This window comes from Paenibacillus sp. N3.4 (assembly GCF_008017805.1).
In the GTDB taxonomy this organism is placed as follows: domain Bacteria; phylum Bacillota; class Bacilli; order Paenibacillales; family NBRC-103111; genus Paenibacillus_E.
Window position 1 is genome coordinate 76,298 of the sequence record NZ_VRTT01000013.1, and the last position, 17,439, is coordinate 93,736.

The 17,439-nt window shown below is 45.9% G+C and carries 15 protein-coding genes and 1 pseudogene; 14 read left to right on the top strand and 2 right to left on the bottom strand.

Annotated features, from left to right (window positions below; genetic code table 11):
• Window positions 1-48: 48 nt before the first annotated feature.
• Genes FU659_RS36950 through FU659_RS36960 form a run of 3 tightly spaced genes read left to right on the top strand, consistent with a single transcriptional unit; the run spans window position 49 to window position 1,546 of the window.
• Entirely contained in the window at window positions 49-780 is a 732-nt protein-coding gene (locus tag FU659_RS36950) for a DHA2 family efflux MFS transporter permease subunit (protein ID WP_261807708.1), read from the top strand.
• Window positions 781-791: 11 nt separating this feature from the next.
• Window positions 792-1,019: a hypothetical protein gene (locus tag FU659_RS36955; protein ID WP_261807709.1), complete on the top strand. Its 228-nt coding sequence runs from the start codon at window positions 792-794 to the stop codon at window positions 1,017-1,019.
• Window positions 1,001-1,546: an MFS transporter gene (locus FU659_RS36960; RefSeq protein ID WP_261807710.1), complete on the top strand. Its 546-nt coding sequence runs from the start codon at window positions 1,001-1,003 to the stop codon at window positions 1,544-1,546. Before FU659_RS36955 ends, FU659_RS36960 begins: the two co-directional genes overlap by 19 nt.
• 208 nt (window positions 1,547-1,754) lie before the next feature.
• Here FU659_RS36960 and FU659_RS09230 read toward each other — a convergent pair whose 3' ends face one another.
• Window positions 1,755-1,952, bottom strand: a complete 198-nt coding sequence (locus FU659_RS09230) for an S-layer homology domain-containing protein (protein WP_147947301.1) — start codon at window positions 1,950-1,952, stop codon at window positions 1,755-1,757.
• Window positions 1,949-2,779 carry an S-layer homology domain-containing protein gene (locus tag FU659_RS09235; RefSeq protein WP_187274019.1) on the bottom strand — a complete coding sequence of 277 codons (831 nt, stop codon included), beginning with the start codon at window positions 2,777-2,779 and terminating at the stop codon, window positions 1,949-1,951. The genes FU659_RS09230 and FU659_RS09235 overlap by 4 nt, the downstream gene beginning before the upstream one ends.
• Window positions 2,780-3,185: 406 nt before the next feature.
• On the opposite strand from FU659_RS09235, the gene FU659_RS09240 reads away from it, so the two are divergent.
• The 11 genes and pseudogenes from FU659_RS09240 (at window position 3,186) to FU659_RS36970 (ending at window position 17,425) form a co-directional block, all read left to right on the top strand.
• Entirely contained in the window at window positions 3,186-4,520 is a 1,335-nt protein-coding gene (locus FU659_RS09240) for an ABC transporter substrate-binding protein (RefSeq protein WP_261807711.1), read from the top strand.
• Window positions 4,521-4,635: 115 nt separating this feature from the next.
• Window positions 4,636-5,529, top strand: coding sequence for a carbohydrate ABC transporter permease (locus FU659_RS09245; RefSeq protein ID WP_261807717.1), 894 nt, complete (start codon window positions 4,636-4,638; stop codon window positions 5,527-5,529).
• Window positions 5,526-6,340 (top strand): annotated as a pseudogene (locus FU659_RS09250) (carbohydrate ABC transporter permease). The gene FU659_RS09245 and the pseudogene FU659_RS09250 overlap by 4 nt, the downstream one beginning before the upstream one ends.
• Before the next feature lie 134 nt (window positions 6,341-6,474).
• Window positions 6,475-7,215 carry a response regulator transcription factor gene (locus FU659_RS09255; protein ID WP_147947303.1) on the top strand — a complete coding sequence of 247 codons (741 nt, stop codon included), beginning with the start codon at window positions 6,475-6,477 and terminating at the stop codon, window positions 7,213-7,215.
• 94 nt (window positions 7,216-7,309) lie between these two features.
• Window positions 7,310-7,471: a hypothetical protein gene (locus FU659_RS35295; RefSeq protein WP_187274020.1), complete on the top strand. Its 162-nt coding sequence runs from the start codon at window positions 7,310-7,312 to the stop codon at window positions 7,469-7,471.
• Between the two features lie 60 nt (window positions 7,472-7,531).
• Window positions 7,532-8,185 (top strand): carbohydrate-binding protein, encoded by a 654-nt coding sequence (locus tag FU659_RS09260; protein WP_147947304.1) that lies wholly within the window; start codon window positions 7,532-7,534, stop codon window positions 8,183-8,185.
• Window positions 8,182-12,081, top strand: a complete 3,900-nt coding sequence (locus tag FU659_RS36965) for a hypothetical protein (protein WP_261807712.1) — start codon at window positions 8,182-8,184, stop codon at window positions 12,079-12,081. Before FU659_RS09260 ends, FU659_RS36965 begins: the two co-directional genes overlap by 4 nt.
• Window positions 12,082-12,140: 59 nt before the next feature.
• Entirely contained in the window at window positions 12,141-13,787 is a 1,647-nt protein-coding gene (locus FU659_RS09265; protein ID WP_261807718.1) for a cohesin domain-containing protein, read from the top strand.
• A gap of 106 nt (window positions 13,788-13,893) precedes the next feature.
• Entirely contained in the window at window positions 13,894-14,784 is an 891-nt protein-coding gene (locus FU659_RS09270; RefSeq protein WP_147947306.1) for a carbohydrate-binding protein, read from the top strand.
• A 50-nt stretch (window positions 14,785-14,834) separates the two neighbouring features.
• The gene (locus FU659_RS09275) at window positions 14,835-16,988 is read left to right on the top strand and encodes a PQQ-dependent sugar dehydrogenase (protein WP_187274021.1); all 2,154 of its coding nucleotides are present in this window, start codon (window positions 14,835-14,837) and stop codon (window positions 16,986-16,988) included.
• Window positions 16,910-17,425, top strand: coding sequence for a dockerin type I repeat-containing protein (locus tag FU659_RS36970; protein ID WP_147947307.1), 516 nt, complete (start codon window positions 16,910-16,912; stop codon window positions 17,423-17,425). Before FU659_RS09275 ends, FU659_RS36970 begins: the two co-directional genes overlap by 79 nt.
• The last annotated feature ends 14 nt before the right edge of the window (window positions 17,426-17,439 follow it).

The following is a 17,439-nucleotide window of genomic DNA, read 5'->3' on the forward strand; positions in this document are numbered from 1 at the left end:
AACTAAGTATAACACGATAGCGTGGTTATTGTCGAAGGAGGCAAACAAATGAGTCAAACAGCAAACCCTGGTAATACGGAGCCTGAGTTTAAGATTACAAGTATCTTGGTTCCGCTTATTGCTATTATATCAGGTATTTTCATGGTTATCCTCGATTCGACGGCTATGAACGTAGCTTTGTCGAGACTTGTGGTCGATTTTCAAACCGACTTGCCTACCATCGAATGGACGGTAACAGGATATATGTTAGCGACAGCAGCGGTTATTCCACTAGCAGGTTGGTTATCAGACCGGTTTGGTGCGAAGAACGTATTTTTAACCTCTGTCATATTATTCACGATTGCATCGCTGCTATGCGCGACACCAAACAGTGCAGAATGGTTAATTGTGTTTCGTATTCTTCAAGGCTTAGGCGGGGGATTCGTGATGCCTGTCGCTATGGCTTATGTATTCCGTCTTAGTCCTCCGAATAAAATCGGTCAAGTGATGGGGATGCTGGGTGTGCCTATTTTGTTAGCACCTGCTATTGGCCCGGTATTGGCGGGGTGGCTGGTAGAATATCATTCTTGGCACTGGATTTTCTTAATTAACATACCTGTAGGTATTTTCAGCTTTGCTTTTGGATTATGGAAACTGCCGAAAACGGAGCGTAAAAAGGTAGCAGGCTTTGATTTGCCGGGTATGATCTTGGGGCCGATCGCCTTCGCAGCATTATCATATGGAATCGCGCAAGGTGCGGAGAGCTGGACTCGGAGAAAACACTCCTCGGTATTATTGTAGGGGTCGTAGCCTTGATCAGTTTCATTATTGTTGAGCTGAAGGCTCCGATTCCACTGCTTGAACTCCGTGTGTTCCGTTCGATTGATTTCTCGTTCAGCATATTCGTACAATGGGTGCTGCAGTTTTCCTTATTCGGGGCGATCTTCCTTCTCCCGCAATTTCTCCAACAAGCTCGCGGCTATGGGGCGTTTGACACCGGGATGACCCTATTCCCGCAAGCTTGGCATCCGCAGCTATGATGCCGATTGGCGGCTATTTATTTGATAAAATTGGTGTTAGATGGTTGGTCGTTGTGGGACTTAGTCTAGTTTCGGGAGCAATTTTCCAATATTCTCATGTCAGTGCAACGACAGAGGGGCACGACTTGATTTTACCTCTTATCATGGCTGGTGCTGGCATGGGGCTGATGATGATGCCGCTCAATTCGCATCTGATCAGCAAAGCGCCGCGCGATTTGGTTAGCCGTGTGACTTCATTAACCAGTGCTATGCAGCAGGTCATCAACTCTTTCGCAGTGGCGACAATGGTAACCATTCTATCCTCTCGCGTAACCAAATTGATTGCTGAAAATAAGCTGGTCGTTAAAGGACCTGCTGATATGCAGAAGGCAATGCTTACCGTTGCACCGGAAGCTTTCGGTTACACCTTTGGTATTATGCTTATCGTATCCATTACTGGTATTTTCCTAGGTTTGTTCTTACGTCGGGGGCAGCAGCAACCCGGAGAAGCAGTGAAAAAGGAAGCAGCCTTGGAAGGACTTCACTAAGCATAAAATAGACATAACGAATAAAAAGGGCAGTCGAATGGGTTAAATTCGATCTGTCCCTTTTTTTAGTAGCCAGAAAGAATATGTCTACACTTTTACTTCGCATCTACCTTGATAAACTCACTCGTCCCTGAAGGACGACGAAGTCGTTTATCCTTGGGCTGATCCGTAATCGATAATGTGTGCATTCACTATGAATCTTCAACTCTTAAGAAGAGCTTAAACCAGCTAATAATCTCTTAATAACGACTACCGATTCTGCCCGGTTTGCATGTTCCTTAGGAGCAAACTCATGGTCTGTTCTACCGTTCATTAATCCTGCCTCCACTGCAAGCTCAATAACCTTTTCCGCCCAAATGCCGATTTCACTCTTATCCTTGAATTGAATCGATGCGCTAGCCTTCATGTCTTCCACTTTGTCCCCGTTGACTGAGCCTTCGCTCTCATCAGCATCGCTGTCATTTCCTCACGCGTAATGTTCTTTTCCGGTGCGAAATTGCTATCGGAAACTCCGTTGATAATGCCTGCCGCATAAGCCTTCTTCACGGGACTCTCATACCAGGAACCGGATGCAACGTCAGTGAACGGATTTTGTACATTGTCATCTTTCAGGTTTAATGCTTTGGAAATTAAGGTTGCAAATTGTGCTCTTGTCACATTAGTGTCTGGTGCGAAATGATCGTCATCCATACCTTCCACAATGTTTTTGCTCACCATCAGCATAATATCGGATTTAGCCCAATGGCCGGCGAGATCGCTGAAAATTTTATTGAAGTCCGAAGATTCATTCGGTGTAAAGACTTGACTTCTTAAATTGTGATCGACGATCTTCAAAGAGGTCCATTTTACATTCGTTGAACCTACTTTTTTCGCCTTAAAGGTTATTGTGCCAATATCGAGATCACCCTTCTCGCCATCCACATTCCCGACTTTTGTATGAGCAATCGTTACTTCATTGTTCTTAACGAGCGGAGAAATGGAGAAGCCTGGGATTTTCGTATCGGCTTTGACAACTTCAAGTTTGTTTGCATCGAAGCTGAATTTCGCTTCATAGGCAAATAAGTCCTGAATATTCTGTCCCTTCAAGGTAATAGTAAATTGGCCAGTGCTCGATTCATTATCCGAAGTTGTCATGACAAATTTGGACGCATCCTCCGCAAAAGCGGGAGCTGATAATGCTAAAGACAAACAAAGGTTGCACACTAATGTAACTAGAATTGTTTTACGTTTCATTATGATCCATCCTCTCTTATTCCAGATTATTCGTTGATTTTTGTTGCAATCGCTGTGAGGTGGCTCGCCATCAAGCGACATATTTCGAATAGGTTGTCGCGCTGAACAGCTTGTCTTCATTGTGCTCAGTTGATCTTGACAGACCTTGACAATGGTCTCGATACAATACGAATCATATGTTACATTTCGTATCTGTTGTTGTCAACCGCTTTTTACTTTAATTTTCACTCTCGTTTCTAACGGAACAAAGTTATCGATGCCTGTAAGGATACGAATAGTACAAGTGTAGAAAATAACGCTTACATCGTAGGTTTAGTACATATGTAAGCGCTATTTTATGTGATACAATTTGTATCGAGAAGAAAAAACACTCTAAAATCAAAATGAAAAGGGAGGAAGTCAAAAGATGAGGAAAGTTTTACTAAGCAGTATGATACCGATGTTAGCCTTATCCGTTACATTAGCCGGCTGTTCTCAGAGACAAGCCGGAGCTAATCCAAGTCCAACACCGGCTGTAAGCACAACCGCACCGACTCAAGCACCTAAAAGTACGGATACAGTAAGTAGCGGAGGTGGAGAGAAAACCAAGGTTACCGTATTCCTCAATACCAACGACAAACCCGTCCAAGATGTTTATAAACAAATTGCGGGCGATTATTCAAAAGAGAACTCGAAAATTGATGTGGATCTCCAGTTTCCGGGGTCCGAATATGAAAATATTATGAAGGTTAAAATGGCAGCGAACGACCTGCCTGATGTATTTGATACGCATGGGTGGGCGATCATTCGCTACGGTAAATATTTGGCCGACCTGAGAGACCAGCCTTGGGTACCTAATATGACGGATACGATCAAAAACGTCGTAACAGATAAGGATGGCAAGGTATACGTCCTTGTAACGAGCGAAGCAAAGGACGGCCTGACCTACAACGCCGATTTACTGAAAAAGTACAGTATTGAGCCTCCGAAAACGTTCGACGAATTGTTGGCAGCCTCCGAGAAGCTTAAAACGGAGAGTAAAGGTGAAGTTACTCCATTTTTCTTCTCAGGCATTGATGACTGGATGATCGGCCAATTCTTCGATTACTTTGCCACTTCACTTTTGATTAGCCCGCAACAAAACGATGGACAGAATTTGCTGGATAACAAATTTGACTGGAATAAATGGAGTCCGCTTCCAGAGAAATTACTCGACATGCAAAAGAAAGGGTATATCAATAAAGATGTGCTTACAGCAAAATACAGCGATCTCCCTCAGCAATTCGCGCAAGGAAAAGTGGCTTTCTCACTGTTAGGCCCATCTTTCGCAGATGAAGTTCATAAAGTTAAGCCGGATCTTCAAATCGGTTTCATGCCCGTTCCTTCCATGGTAGCCGGTGACGCGCCGAATTTCTCTGGTGGCGAGCGCAATACGATGGGGGTTTGGAAAGACGGCAAGCATGTTGAAGATTCGAAAAAATTAATCGCTTTCTTTGCGAAACCGGAAAATATGGCGAAGATCGCCAATGCATCGAAGTTGCCTCCTGGTTTGAAAGGTGTAGAATCGAAACATGAATTTACTGAATATTACAACAAGTATGCTAGTATTCGCGTCTTCCCTTATTTCGATAGGGTTTACCTACCGAACGGCATGTGGGATGTAATGTGTAAAACGGGCACGGCTTTGCTTGCCGGAAGTGCGACACCGAAACAATATTCCGACAAGATGAAGCAAGAAGTGGATCGCTTACGCAACAAATAATGAGGGAACAAGGAGGGCCCTCCGCCCTCCTTATTCCCTAACCAACCAACCCAAGGAGGGGGCACGAATGACAGAACCCCAGACAACTTCCATGCCTGTTCCTGCCGAACGGCAAATGAAAAGCGGATTCTTTCGGAAGAGTATCCGCAGTAAAAGCATCCTCAACTTGCTATATGCCCCTGCGCTGATCCTGTTCTGTATTTTTATTTTTTATCCTTTTATTAAAGGAATTGATATCTCATTTACGAACTGGGATGGCTACTCGCAGGAGTATAAACGGATTGGCCTTAGCAATTACAAACGCATGTTTACGGACCCGGATATTATAAAAGTAATGAAGAACACGATTATTTATGGCATGGGTAGTACCATCTTTCAAAATGTGATTGGGCTGGCCTACGCTTTATTCTTAAATCAAAGCATCCGGACGAGGGGGATTGCGAGAACAGTCATTTATTTGCCTGTCATCATCAGCCCACTCATTATGGGCTATATTTGGTACTTTTTCTTTCAATTTCAAGGCGGCGCTATCAACGACGTTCTTCTGCTATTTCAAGATCAGCCTGTTCATTTACTTGGCGATCCGAACATTAACGTATGGATCATCACTTTTGTGAACACCTATCAATATCTTGGCATCGCAATGGTTTTGTTTCTTGCTGGTCTTCAAACGATTCCTAAGGATTATTACGAAGCCGCTACGATAGATGGCGCAGGGGCATTCGCTCGTTTCGCCCATGTCACTTGGCCGCTTCTTGCCCCTTCTTTGACGATCAGTATTGTGCTCAACCTGATTGGTGGGCTGAAGCTGTTCGATATCATTACGGCGATGACAAACAGCGGACCTGGATACGCTTCTGCATCGCTTTCCACGCTCATGTATCAGCTTTACTTCGGACGCCAGGACGCAGGATACGCAGCTTCCATCGGGAACTTGATGTTCGTCATGATTTCTGTTGTCAGTCTCACGACGTTATTCTATTTGAGACGCAGGGAGGTTACGTCATGAGAGGAAAGCAAAAGTTGAAAAACTTTTTCTCCCTGCTGATTTCTTTGATTCACATCTTACCGTTCTATATTCTGCTTACGACTTCTTTTAAGGCTTCAGACGATATTAGCTCGAAATGGATCATGCCAGGTTACTTATTTTGGGATAATTTCAAAAACGCGTGGCGGGAAGCGAATCTAAGCAGTGCGTTCATTAATAATGCATTCGTAACCAGCTTTGCGGTAGTTATCCTCATCATTCTTGGATCCATCGCTGCCTATCCCTTGGCACGCAATCGGAGTACATGGAACAAATTCATTTACATGCTTTTCATTTCCGCTTTGATCGTACCGCCACTCACTATTCTTGTTCCGCTATACAAGTTTATGGTCGATATTGGTGGAATGAATCACTTCTGGGGGATTATACTGCTGCATGTCACTTTTTACCTGCCGATTACCATTTTCTGTATACCGGCTTTATAGGGACGATTCCAAGAGAGCTTGACGAAGCGGCTATGATCGATGGGGCCGGGCGTTTCGAATTATTCTATAAGGTTATTTTACCGCTTTTGAAGCCTATTACGGCCACTGTAATCATTTTAGCCGGAGTGCAAATTTGGAATGATTACCAGTTTTCCGTTTTCTTTCTGCAAAAACCAGCAACGCGTACGATCACTGTGGCACTTTCCAGCTTCTTCGGACAATATAATAACAATATTGGTTGGGTTGCGGCCGGTTCATTAATGGGAGCGCTTCCTATTGCAGCCGTATATTTGTTCCTGCAAAAATATTTTATACATGGACTTTCTTCCGGGGCGGTTAAAGGTTGACATTGCCTCATGATACAAGCTGCAAAACGCCGATTGACAAAAATTAATGACAACAGACTGACTCCTATTCTAGGAAGGACAGTCTTTTTCACTGAGATATAACTTTCGCTTATATTTAAAAGGGAGTTGACAGAATGAACATTGTCGTTGCGGACGACGAAGGAATCATAAGAGAGGGTATTCGTTCTGTGGCAAATCAAGCCGGTTTGGGTTTCTCAGTGTGGGAAGCAACAAATGGCTTGGAGGCGTTGCATTTAATTCAAAAGTTTCAAGCTGATATTGTTTTGACGGATATACGCATGCCTGAAATGGATGGATTGGAATTACTAAGAAATTTAAAAGAAAATGGACTTCATGTTGTTAGCATTATTATTGCTGATTATGAGGATTTTTCTATGGTAAGGCAAGCAATCAAATTCGGTGTGGCCGAATATTTGTTAAAACCAGCGAGCGTCAGTGAGATCTTGGAGGCTTTGCAGAAAGCGGCACAGCAGGTATTGCAGATGAAATCTAAAAAAGGGACACCTCTTTCTGTAGTACCCGACAATAGGTCAAACGAGAAACCGATTACGGTTGCTTTAAAATATATAGATGCCAATATACGTAGACGTCTTACATTAACAGAGGTTTCTAAACAAGCTAACGTTTCTCCTACCTATTTGGCTGCATTGTTCAAACAAAAGTTGGGGCGGACTTTTCTGGAATACCTTATTTCAAGAAAGCTTGAGATAGCCTGTGTTTTATTGCAAAGAGGCTATCAGTGTCAAGAAGTAGCGGATTATATCGGTTACGATAATCCAAAGTATTTTGGACAGACATTTAAAAGAATTCTTGGAGAGACACCAACGGAATATCGCAGCAGGCTCATCCACTGAAAGGGTCCGCTCATTTCCTAAAGATTTCGAACATTTTCGATAAGATCACCTATCACATGACTTCTGAGAAGTGATGTACAGTAAGGTGCAATGGGTGGCCAGGTACCGACAGCAAGCTAGTGATAATGCCGACCAAGCTGATTTTAATGGAGGTGATCAAGATCGGGCTGCTGGCGTAACCGGTAAAACGCTGAATGAATGTTTGGTTCCAATTGATCTGAATTTCATGACAAGATTTCGAGTAGGAGATATCTAAACAAATGCTGGCAAGAAGTCGCAAATGAGGAAAAATACTATTAAATGAGGGTGATTTTTTGTGAAAAAGACAGTGTCATTGGTTCTGTCTTTATTGATCGGTTTCAGTGTATTTTTCTCACCGGCAAACACAAATACCGCGTCGGCAGCCGTAATGCCGACAGCTGCTGAAGTTGCGGCAAGCATAACGTCAGTTGCGGTGCCGCCTACTGACGCTCCGTATCTGGTTCTGCCGTCGGTGCCCGACGGATTTAGAATCAGGATTAATTCTACAAGCAACGCCAATGTTATTAAACTGCACGGATCGATCATCCCTCCGGCTGCGAATACTAACGTTAATTTAACATTCCTGGTTACAAGAACGACTGACACCCCTGTAACGACGGCTACTACCGGAAGTATCACGGTAACGGTACCTGCTAAAACGGGTGCCGTCTGGACCAGCTATGAAGCCGAGAGTGCGACAATAACCAGCAACACGGTCACTCAACCTGTTACGATAGCGACTTGCAGCGCTACTACACCTTGTTCTGGCACGGGCAACGGGCAAAAGTTAAAGAACGTAGGGAACAGCCCGGACAGATACGTAACTTTTGAGAACGTTACCGTACCTTCTGCAGGCGCTTATTTTATGCAAATGGCTTACGGCATTGGCGCCGGATCAAGATCATTCTTTATCAGCGTCAACGGCGGTGAGCGACCGAGGTATCCGTGAGCGGTCCCGGAACCGATTTCAATCCCATTTTGAATACGTTTACAATAGTGAACTTGAATGCCGGAACGAATACAATTAAAGTTTTCAATAATTCCGCTTGGGCTCCCGATTTCGATAGAATCGCAATCGGTCCGGTTGTTACGCCGATTGTCGCTTATTCTGTTGCATCGATCGCTTTACCAGCGAAAGACGACACGAGCTTAAAGCTGCCGGTCATCCCAGGATTTTCCGTTGCGATCAAAAGTTCGGATAATTCGAATGTGATTAAAACGGACGGCTCGATTACACCTCCGGATACCGATACAACCGTAAGGCTGGTTTTGGAGCTGACAAGATTGGCGGATGGCGCAAAGGGAACTACAGCGAGCATTCCGGTCATAGTGCCTGCCGGAACCACGGCAGCTCAGGTTGCCGCAAGCATTGCCGCAATTCCAGCACCCGTGCAGGATGCCGCCAGCCTAGTGCTGCCATCGGTGCCATCTGGATTTGTTTTGGTAATTAAAAGCACGGATAATCCGGCTGTCATTCAAACAAGCGGGACCATTATCCCTCCGAAAACAGACACAACCGTTTCATTAGTTTTGGAAGTTACGAAAACTTCCGATAATTCCAAGGCACTCACAGCAAGCATTCCAGTGGCAGTGCCTGCGAAAAGCTTGAAACAAGACAATACGAATATCCAATTGAAGACTTCCGGACATCCTAAGCTGACTGCTGTTGATACGAGCGCCCATACATTCAATACCGTTGCAGGAACAACGGTGGCAGATATCACAGCTCAGGTGGAATCGACAGACGGCTCGACGCAAGCCTATGCGGTTGTAGATTCCAGCAACACAATCAAATCTTCCGGTTTGTTAGTGACTGGAGATAAGCTACTGGTAATTGCGGCGGACGGCAAGACCCAATCGAGCTACGCCATTACGGTAATGGGAAATACGGACATCCGATTGAAAGAACAAGCCTATAACTATGTTAGCGATATAACAGGAGATGTAATTACGATTACATCTGGGGACACCTATATTTACACAGTCGATACGGCTGAAGGTGCTGGCCGCACCACATTGACCATAAAAACAGTGGGGGAACTGCTGAATTCCATTACATCTTCGAATTCTACTTCTCAAACTTATTCAGTCAAGGGTGCAAGCGGGACTAAACAATTGACGGATCCAATAGCAAAGGGTGACATTTTAACAGTAACTGCAGGATCGGATACTCACAATTACTCAGTAAATGTCACCAAAGGCGCGTTGAGAGGCAAGATGGAGCTCGTGGGTAGTGCAATCACTGCAAACACGCCGTCTGACGTCGCTTTGAATTTCTTTGCAGGGATGAGAAGTCCAGCAACAGAGGTCTTGCTCAAGGTTCCAAAGGGGATCGGAGCAACGATGGATAATACATCAGTGAATGTAATCGGCAGAGGCAAAGTTAAGCTTTCAGAACTTGCGACGCAATCTATAGGCAGAGCGGGTGCCGGATACCGATTCCAGCAGGTAGGTACGGTTGCTATCGATAACCAGGCGGATGGAAGTCAGCTCATCACATTTAAGGGACTTGATTTCAGACCGGCCAATGGAGCTGATCTTAAAATTACGTTTGAGGGTGTCACAGCATCGGCGGCAGGCAGTTATGAATTTGCTGCTTCCTACAAGACATCCGAGCCGGAAGTATTAACAAGCCCATGGGGTACAGTGAGTTTACAAGTAGTCAGCACAATAAGCAGCTTTAATCGCGTATTGGATAAAAGCCTTACTTATAAGGAAAGCAGCGATACTTATACAAAGGCAAAGTTCAACTGGAGTGCTGCAAAGGATGCCGCTTCCATCAAGCTGATGCAATCAACGGATAAGGGGGCAAGCTGGACTGAGAGTAATGCTTCAGTCGGTGCGCAAAGTATAGAAGTGGAGGTTGCAAACCTTAATCCGAATAAAGAGTACTACTTTAAACTCGCAGTTGCTGGCGGAGCGAACACGGGAGACTCTAATATTGCCAAATATTATACCGGCAAATTTAATGCCAAGATGATGGGCGCAAAAGGCGACGGGAAAGCGGATGACACGCAAGCCATTGATAATGCCATTTTGTATCTGAATGCTTTGGGCGGCGGTACGCTGCTGTTTGAAAACGGCACGTTTAACATAAGAACCGTTCATCTTCAAAGCAATGTCTACCTGTATGTCAATCAAGATGCGACCCTATCTGCTTTAAAAGGCGGCGATGCTCCAGAGACCACGTACTTCTCGGATCTAGGATATCGCTCGGGTACGTCCGCAACGGCAACAGGACCCTACAAAGATCCTGAAAATTACTTTACCAAGCAGGACGTAGGCCATCATTACTTTAGAAACAGCATGTTTTTTGGCGAAAGATTAGACAATATCAAGATTATCGGAAATGGCAGAATTACAGGAAACGGCAATTTAACGACCAGTGACGGGGTCATGAGTAATACGCCGGACAATCGCAGCGATAAGATGCTTACAGTAAAACTAAGTACGAATGTTGAATTCGGCGGCTTGGATAACGGGCTTGACCTGTGGTACGAAGAGACAAACTCACCGACAACGGACGAACCGTATTATATTCAAAGCATTGACCCAGACGGCAAAAATGAAGTCAAGCAAAGAGACATTAGCAATATGCTCAGAGTGGATAAGGCAGGGCATTTTGCTATGCTTTCAACAGGTTCGGAAAATGTCAATACGCATGACTTTTATTATGGCAAGGATGCGAGCGGCAGCGCCAGAGACGTTTTTGACTACATGCAAACCAGCAATGTGTATGCGAAAAATATTTATGCCAAAGGCACCTCCGATGATATTGTCAAGCCAGGCAGCGACTCTTCACTAGGCTTTACAAAACCGGCATCTAATTTTTATGTTCGCAACATTATCGGCGACACCAACTGCAATCTATTCCAAATCGGCAGTGAAACCGTAGACGACATTAAAAATGCCTATGTGGATAATATTTACGTTCTCGCTGGAAATAAAGCCGGATTTTCCATTTCCACGAATGATGGCGCTACGGTGGAAAATATTTATTTGAATTATGGTCAGACAGGTCCCATTCACCATAAGGCGCAAATGAGACGCACGCGGGCACCGTTCTTTATTTCGATTTCCAATAGGGGACGTGTGATCGGCGGCGATGCTGTAAGAATGAAATGGATGGAAAACGGTGTACAGCGTGATGAGCTGTTAAGCAAAAATGTCAATATTGGGCATGTAAGAAATATTTTCATTAAGGATGTCAATATCGAAGAGGTGTATGGAGGAAGTCAGTATAGCAATCCTTCCAAGAGATGGGTTCCATATACCAATCAGAGCAAAGCAACGCCAATCATTGCAGGCTACAAAGTTGGTGATGGCGGACCGATCCTGCCGGACGGACGCAGCATTGGCTATATTGAGAATCTGCACTTTGAAAATGTCGATGTGTTAGTCAAGGGCGGCAATAGCATTGCCGATGCGGAAATTAGTCCGCCGGAGCTGGGTGTCGGCAAGTACAACATTTCAGACATTGGGGAACAGCCATCCTACGGGTTCTGGGCTAGACACGTGGACGGTCTGACGTTTACGAATGTCACGACAAGATTTGAGAAAAACGATGACCGGTATGCCATCGTGCTGGATGATGTTAAAAATGCGACCCTGGATAATATGAAAATGGTCAAAGGGAGCGCTAACCCCAAAATCATACAGTTAAGGAATGCAAGCAACATAACCGTTAAGAATACTTCGTACTACAAAAATACATGGGGCAATCAGCTTACCGCTCTTACAGACTTAAACAATGTCACGGTGACGGGCAAACAAAGCTATCCGCTCGCTATACAGAACCCGAACAATACGTCGATTCAATTGAAAACGCCGGCCATCCGAATCTGACGAATTTAGATAATGCTGCCTTCACGATTACGGCAACTTTGGGAACGGCAGTGGCTGATATGATCGGCCAACTGGACTCAACGGACGGCTCGGTACAGACTTACTCCGTAACGGATTCGTCTGGCGCAGCGAAGAATTCGGGGATCGTTGAGACGGGAGACCTTCTCGTCGTAACCGCTCAAGATGGGATTACGAAGAAAAGTTACCGTATTCTCGTTCCGCTTGAGATTCTGGTAAAAGCAGATTCGCAGTTGAATTCTGTTACGAAGAGCATCCCGAGCATTACGCTTTCAACCTCTTCAACCAATGGAATCAGCTATCTGCAAACGAGTGCTGTGCCAGTTGGAGAGTGGATTGAATTCAACATTGCCGTTCCTGCGGCAGGCACTTATAACGTGTCTTTCCAATATAAGACCAATACGACGGGAAGGGCTACGGTTCAGCCTTATGTGGGCGGGGTTGCCAAAGGATCACCGGTTAACCAAAATAACGCGACGGCCAATCTGTTTATTCCGGTGGATCTTGGCCAGGTAACTTTTGCGGCTGCGGGCAGCTATCCGGTAAGATTCGTGGCGACCAGCGCCGGCTCGATCGTCATCGACTACATCAAGTTTATTAAAGCGTCGGGTGAAATTCCGGCCATAACAGGCTTTGCACCGGCAGAGGTTACGGCCAAGGCCGGCGTGGCACCTGAACTTCCTGCAGTTGTAACCGCTCTTTACAGTGACAACTCAACGAAGGAAATAGCAGTAGCTTGGAACAGCATCGATCCGTCCCAATACGCATCAGAAGGAAGCTTTACGGTAGAGGGAACGGTAAGCGGTACTGCAATCAAGCCTGCAGTCCTCGTGACGGTTATTCGTACGGATGCTGCAACAAAGTCCGTTTTAAGCGGAACGGAAAGCGTTCAAGCCGGTGAGTCGTTCGACTTGACTTACGGGTTGTCCAATGTGAAAGACAGCATTTATGCACAGGATGTTACCTTTACTTACGATCCAGAGAAAGTGGAGTTTGTCTCCGCCGTATCCGTGAAAGACGGACTGCAGATCGTAGACCGGAAAGAAGCGCCGGGCCAAGTCCGCATCATAGCTGCAAGCCTTGGATCAAGCCATGCGGTCAATAGCGGCGGCGATTTGCTGAAACTGAGCTGGAAAGCCAAGTCACTCAGCCAATCTACAACAACGGCTATCGCTTTATCGGGCGTTATCATCTCTAATGGCGAAGGTGTTGAAACCCAAGTTGAAGGCGCTTCACATCATTTATCGATCACAGCTAAGGTCATCGTCGATAAAACGGCGCTCTACAACATCATAGCCAGCGCTCAAAGCAAGCATGAGACCGCAGTCGAAGGCGGCAGCGCCGGTCAATATCCGACTGGATCGAAAGCGGTGCTGAAAGCAGCGATCGAAAGCGCGAAAGCGGTAGCTGACAATACGACGGCTACACAGCAGCAAGTGGATGAAGCGGCGGCGGCATTGAACGCATCGCTTGAAGCCTTTCTGGCGTCGGTCAATACAGGGGTGCGCGGAGATGTGAATGGAGATGGTGCGGTCACAGTCGGAGACTTGGCCATCGTGGCAAGATACTATGGCAAATCGAGCGCTGATCCGGATTGGGATCAAGTTAAAATTGCCGATGTAAACGGCGATGGCAAAATCGACATCACGGACCTTGCGATCATAGCTAGAGCAATTTTTGAAAATTGATACTGCTTCTGAATGGAATTCATTGGGGGAGGGCGGAACTTCCTTCCCCTCGAATTCATCGGCAGAAGAATATTGGTGAAAAAAATTCGAAGAGGAGTCAACAAAAATGAAAAACCGCACCGTTTTGTTTAAAAAAATGTGCGTAACGGTCCTTATACTATCACTGATCATTGGCAACGTGTTTACCGTTTCGGGTGCATGGGCAGCCGGCAGTGTTAATACGGATATTAAACTGCAGGCCTCTCATCCAAATCTCGTATCTATCGCTATAACTCCTAAACGTATCATCACTGCCGTAACTGGTACAACGATTACGCAACTATTGGCTCAGATCCAATCTTCTGACGGTTCGGCACAGACTTATGGTGTCATAGATAAAAATCGCGATCCCAAAAATAATGGTGTTACGCTTGCGATCGACGATAAATTAGTCGTAAAGGCCGAAGACGCAACAGTAACTGCAGAGTATACGATAACCCTCGTGGCGCAGGACGAAAATACAAACATCAAACTAAAAGATTCACATCCTAATATATTGGATATCGATACGGTTCATCGTGCCATCTATGTGATTAGCGGCGCGACTGCAAGCCAATTGACGGCTCAGATCCAATCCTCTGATGGATCGATTCAAAGTTATTCGGTTGTTGATGCCGGCAACAATCCGAAGGGAGCGGGTCTACTTGTAACTGGGGATCAATTGCTTGTAACGGCGTCAGATGGCGTGACAACGGCAAGCTATGAAATCGATACGCTCTTTTCCAAAAGATATGAGAGTGAGACTGCTGCATTTACATCTTCAATCGTCACAAATACCGCCAACGATGCGGCTGCAAGCGGAGGCTCTTATCGACAGTTTACAGGCACGCCTAAAGTAGGCGACTGGATTGAATTTGCGCTGGATGTTCCGGAAGCCGGTATTTACAGTGTCAGCTTCGGCTATAAAACCAATAATAACAGATCATATCCCAGTTATCCGTCGATGGGGTATCGCTAGGCAAACCGATAGACGAATACGATACGATTCAGGCCTATACCCAAGCGAATTTGGGTAGTATTAACTTCCAATCGGCTGGAAGCCATAAATTCAAGTTCGTTATTACCAGTAAAAATACAGCCAGTTCCTCGTATTCAACTACTTTCGACTTTATCGAATTGGTGAAAGTACCAGCCGGACTGTCCGACAGATCGGACAATACGGATATCAGGTTTAAAAATACCAACCCTTATTTGACTGCCGTGAGTAATACGGCCCATACAATTACGGCAGTAAGCGGCGCAACTCCTGCAGATGTATTGGCGACGCTGGGCTCCACTGACGGTTCGACCCAGGTCTATTCCGTTCAGAATACAGGAAATGGTCCCAAAACATCAGGCATGATCGTTTCTGGCGATAAAGTCGTCGTCACTGCCGAAAACGGCATGTCAGCCATATTTAATATGATCCTTGGTGTGCCTGTCGGTACCGATATGCCTTATAACGCTCCTGTCATGCTGGCTGAAAATATGTGGGTGCCATGGGCACTAGACATGGACAATGAGGGCACGCTATACGTCACGGACCGCAAAGGAACATTGCATTTTATTCGCGAAGGCCAGCCGTTGTCGGCTCCGATGATTACATTCACGGACACATTCACAACAGGAGAGAGCGGATTGCTCGGTTTGGCTCTTCATCCGGATTTTGCAACAAATCGCCTGCTGTTTGTCTACCACACTTACAAAGAAGCTGGAACGAATAAAATTTATAACCGGTTGATGCGTTTGAAGGTCAATGCCACGGGCGACAAAGCGACGGTCGACAAAATCATGCTGGATCAGCTGCCGGGAAGCGACGCCAACGGCAATCACAGCGGAGGGCGCATTAAAATCGGTCCGGACGGATATCTGTATATCGGCGTAGGTGAAGTTTACAACCAAAACATCGCGCAAGATCTGAATAGTTTTGGCGGGAAAATCCTACGCATGACGTTGGATGGCGACGTTCCGGCTGACAATCCGTTCCCCGGATCTTATGTTTACTCCTGGGGCCACAGAAACCCTCAGGGACTTGCCTGGGATGCTTCCGGGCAGCTTTACGGCTCTGAGCATGGAGCGACAGGACATGACGAGATCAATAAAATCATAAAAGGCGCCAATTACGGTTGGCCGATCGTTCAAGGCGATGCGGTAACTAAAGTTAACGGCGTGAATACGATGGCGCCGATCCTGCATGCCGGATCTGACACATGGGCGCCTTCGGGAATGACTTTTATTAAGAACGGCCCATGGGCGGGCAAGTTGTTAGTCACCAATTTGAGAGGCTCGCAGCTGCTGCTGATCACACTTGACGATAACGGCAGAGTCACGCAGCAATCTTATTTTAAAAATACGTATGGCCGAATCCGGGATGTGTTCGAGGATCCTAAAGGGAACCTGTATTTTTCAACGAGCAACCGTACCGGCACAGGGGCGAAACCCGTCGCCAACGACGACCGGATCTTTAAGCTTACTCCGAAGTTTGTTGTAGAGGACCAAACGACCAACACGAACATCCAGTTAAAGGCAGATGCGCATCCTAATCTGGAATCGATAGATACGGCCGCACGTACGTTAACGGCGATGAACGGCGCGACCGTGCAGAATTTGCTGTCTCAAATCCAATCGGCAAACGGGACGACACAAAGCTATTCCTTAACGGATTCAAACAACAATGTAAAAGCGTCAGGCTTGCTGGTTACCGGGGATAAGCTGGCAGTAACGGCTCAGAATGGCATAACCAAAGCAACCTATATCATTACCGTTCTACCGGGCGCCGAAGCCAAGCTTACTGCTGAACTAAAGGGAGGCAGCAGCGTTTATGCAGGCGGAACTTTCGATCTGACCTATGGGTTGATACATGTAAGGGACGGCATTTTTGCGCAGGATGTTACGATAAGCTTTGATTCTGCGAAGGTACAATTTTTATCGGCGGAATCCCTAAGAAGCAGTTTCGTCATCGTTGAGACCAAGGTGACAGATGGAAAAGTTCGCATTCTTGCGGTAAGTCTCGGAGAAGACAATGCGGTGAAAACAGATGGTCCATTGTTGAAGCTTCATTGGAGAGCTTTAGCGCAAACCAGCTCTACAACATCGAAGTTACCTTGTCCAATGTTGTTGTTGCTAACGGTGAAACGAATGCGAACGGAGAAACAGCGCCTGATGGAACAGGAACACAAGTAGATATCGAAATTATTTATATCGATAAGGCAGGATTGAACGCCTTGATTGCCGATGCTCAAAGCAAGCATTATGCAGCAACCGAAGGCAGTGGTATCGGTCAATATCCGGCAGGATCGAAAGCATCGCTGCAGACGGTCATCAATAACGCTAAGGCAGTTGCCGACAGCACTTCAGCTTCGCAGCAGCAAGTCGATCAAGCGAAAGCGTACTTGAACGCTGCCTTGCAATCATTCCTCGCATCGGTCATCACTGGAATACATGGAGATTTGAATGGCGACGGTAAAGTCACGATTGGCGACTTGGCTATTTTGGCAAGATTATACGGCAAGTCATCCGCTGACCCGGATTGGGAGCTATATAAATTTGCTGATCTCAACGGCGACAACAAGATTGACATCGAAGATCTTGTCATTATCGCAAGGTTGATTTTCGAATAACCATAACGAATGAA

Coding starts and splice junctions, on each gene's coding strand:
- FU659_RS36950 (WP_261807708.1), top strand. CDS start 49: ATGAGTCAAACAGCAAACCCTGGTAATACGGAGCCTGAGTTTAAGATT.
- FU659_RS09230 (WP_147947301.1), bottom strand. CDS start 1,952: ATGAAGGCTAGCGCATCGATTCAATTCAAGGATAAGAGTGAAATCGGC.
- FU659_RS09235 (WP_187274019.1), bottom strand. CDS start 2,779: ATGAAACGTAAAACAATTCTAGTTACATTAGTGTGCAACCTTTGTTTG.
- FU659_RS09240 (WP_261807711.1), top strand. CDS start 3,186: ATGAGGAAAGTTTTACTAAGCAGTATGATACCGATGTTAGCCTTATCC.
- FU659_RS09245 (WP_261807717.1), top strand. CDS start 4,636: ATGAAAAGCGGATTCTTTCGGAAGAGTATCCGCAGTAAAAGCATCCTC.
- FU659_RS09255 (WP_147947303.1), top strand. CDS start 6,475: ATGAACATTGTCGTTGCGGACGACGAAGGAATCATAAGAGAGGGTATT.
- FU659_RS09265 (WP_261807718.1), top strand. CDS start 12,141: ATGATCGGCCAACTGGACTCAACGGACGGCTCGGTACAGACTTACTCC.
- FU659_RS09270 (WP_147947306.1), top strand. CDS start 13,894: ATGAAAAACCGCACCGTTTTGTTTAAAAAAATGTGCGTAACGGTCCTT.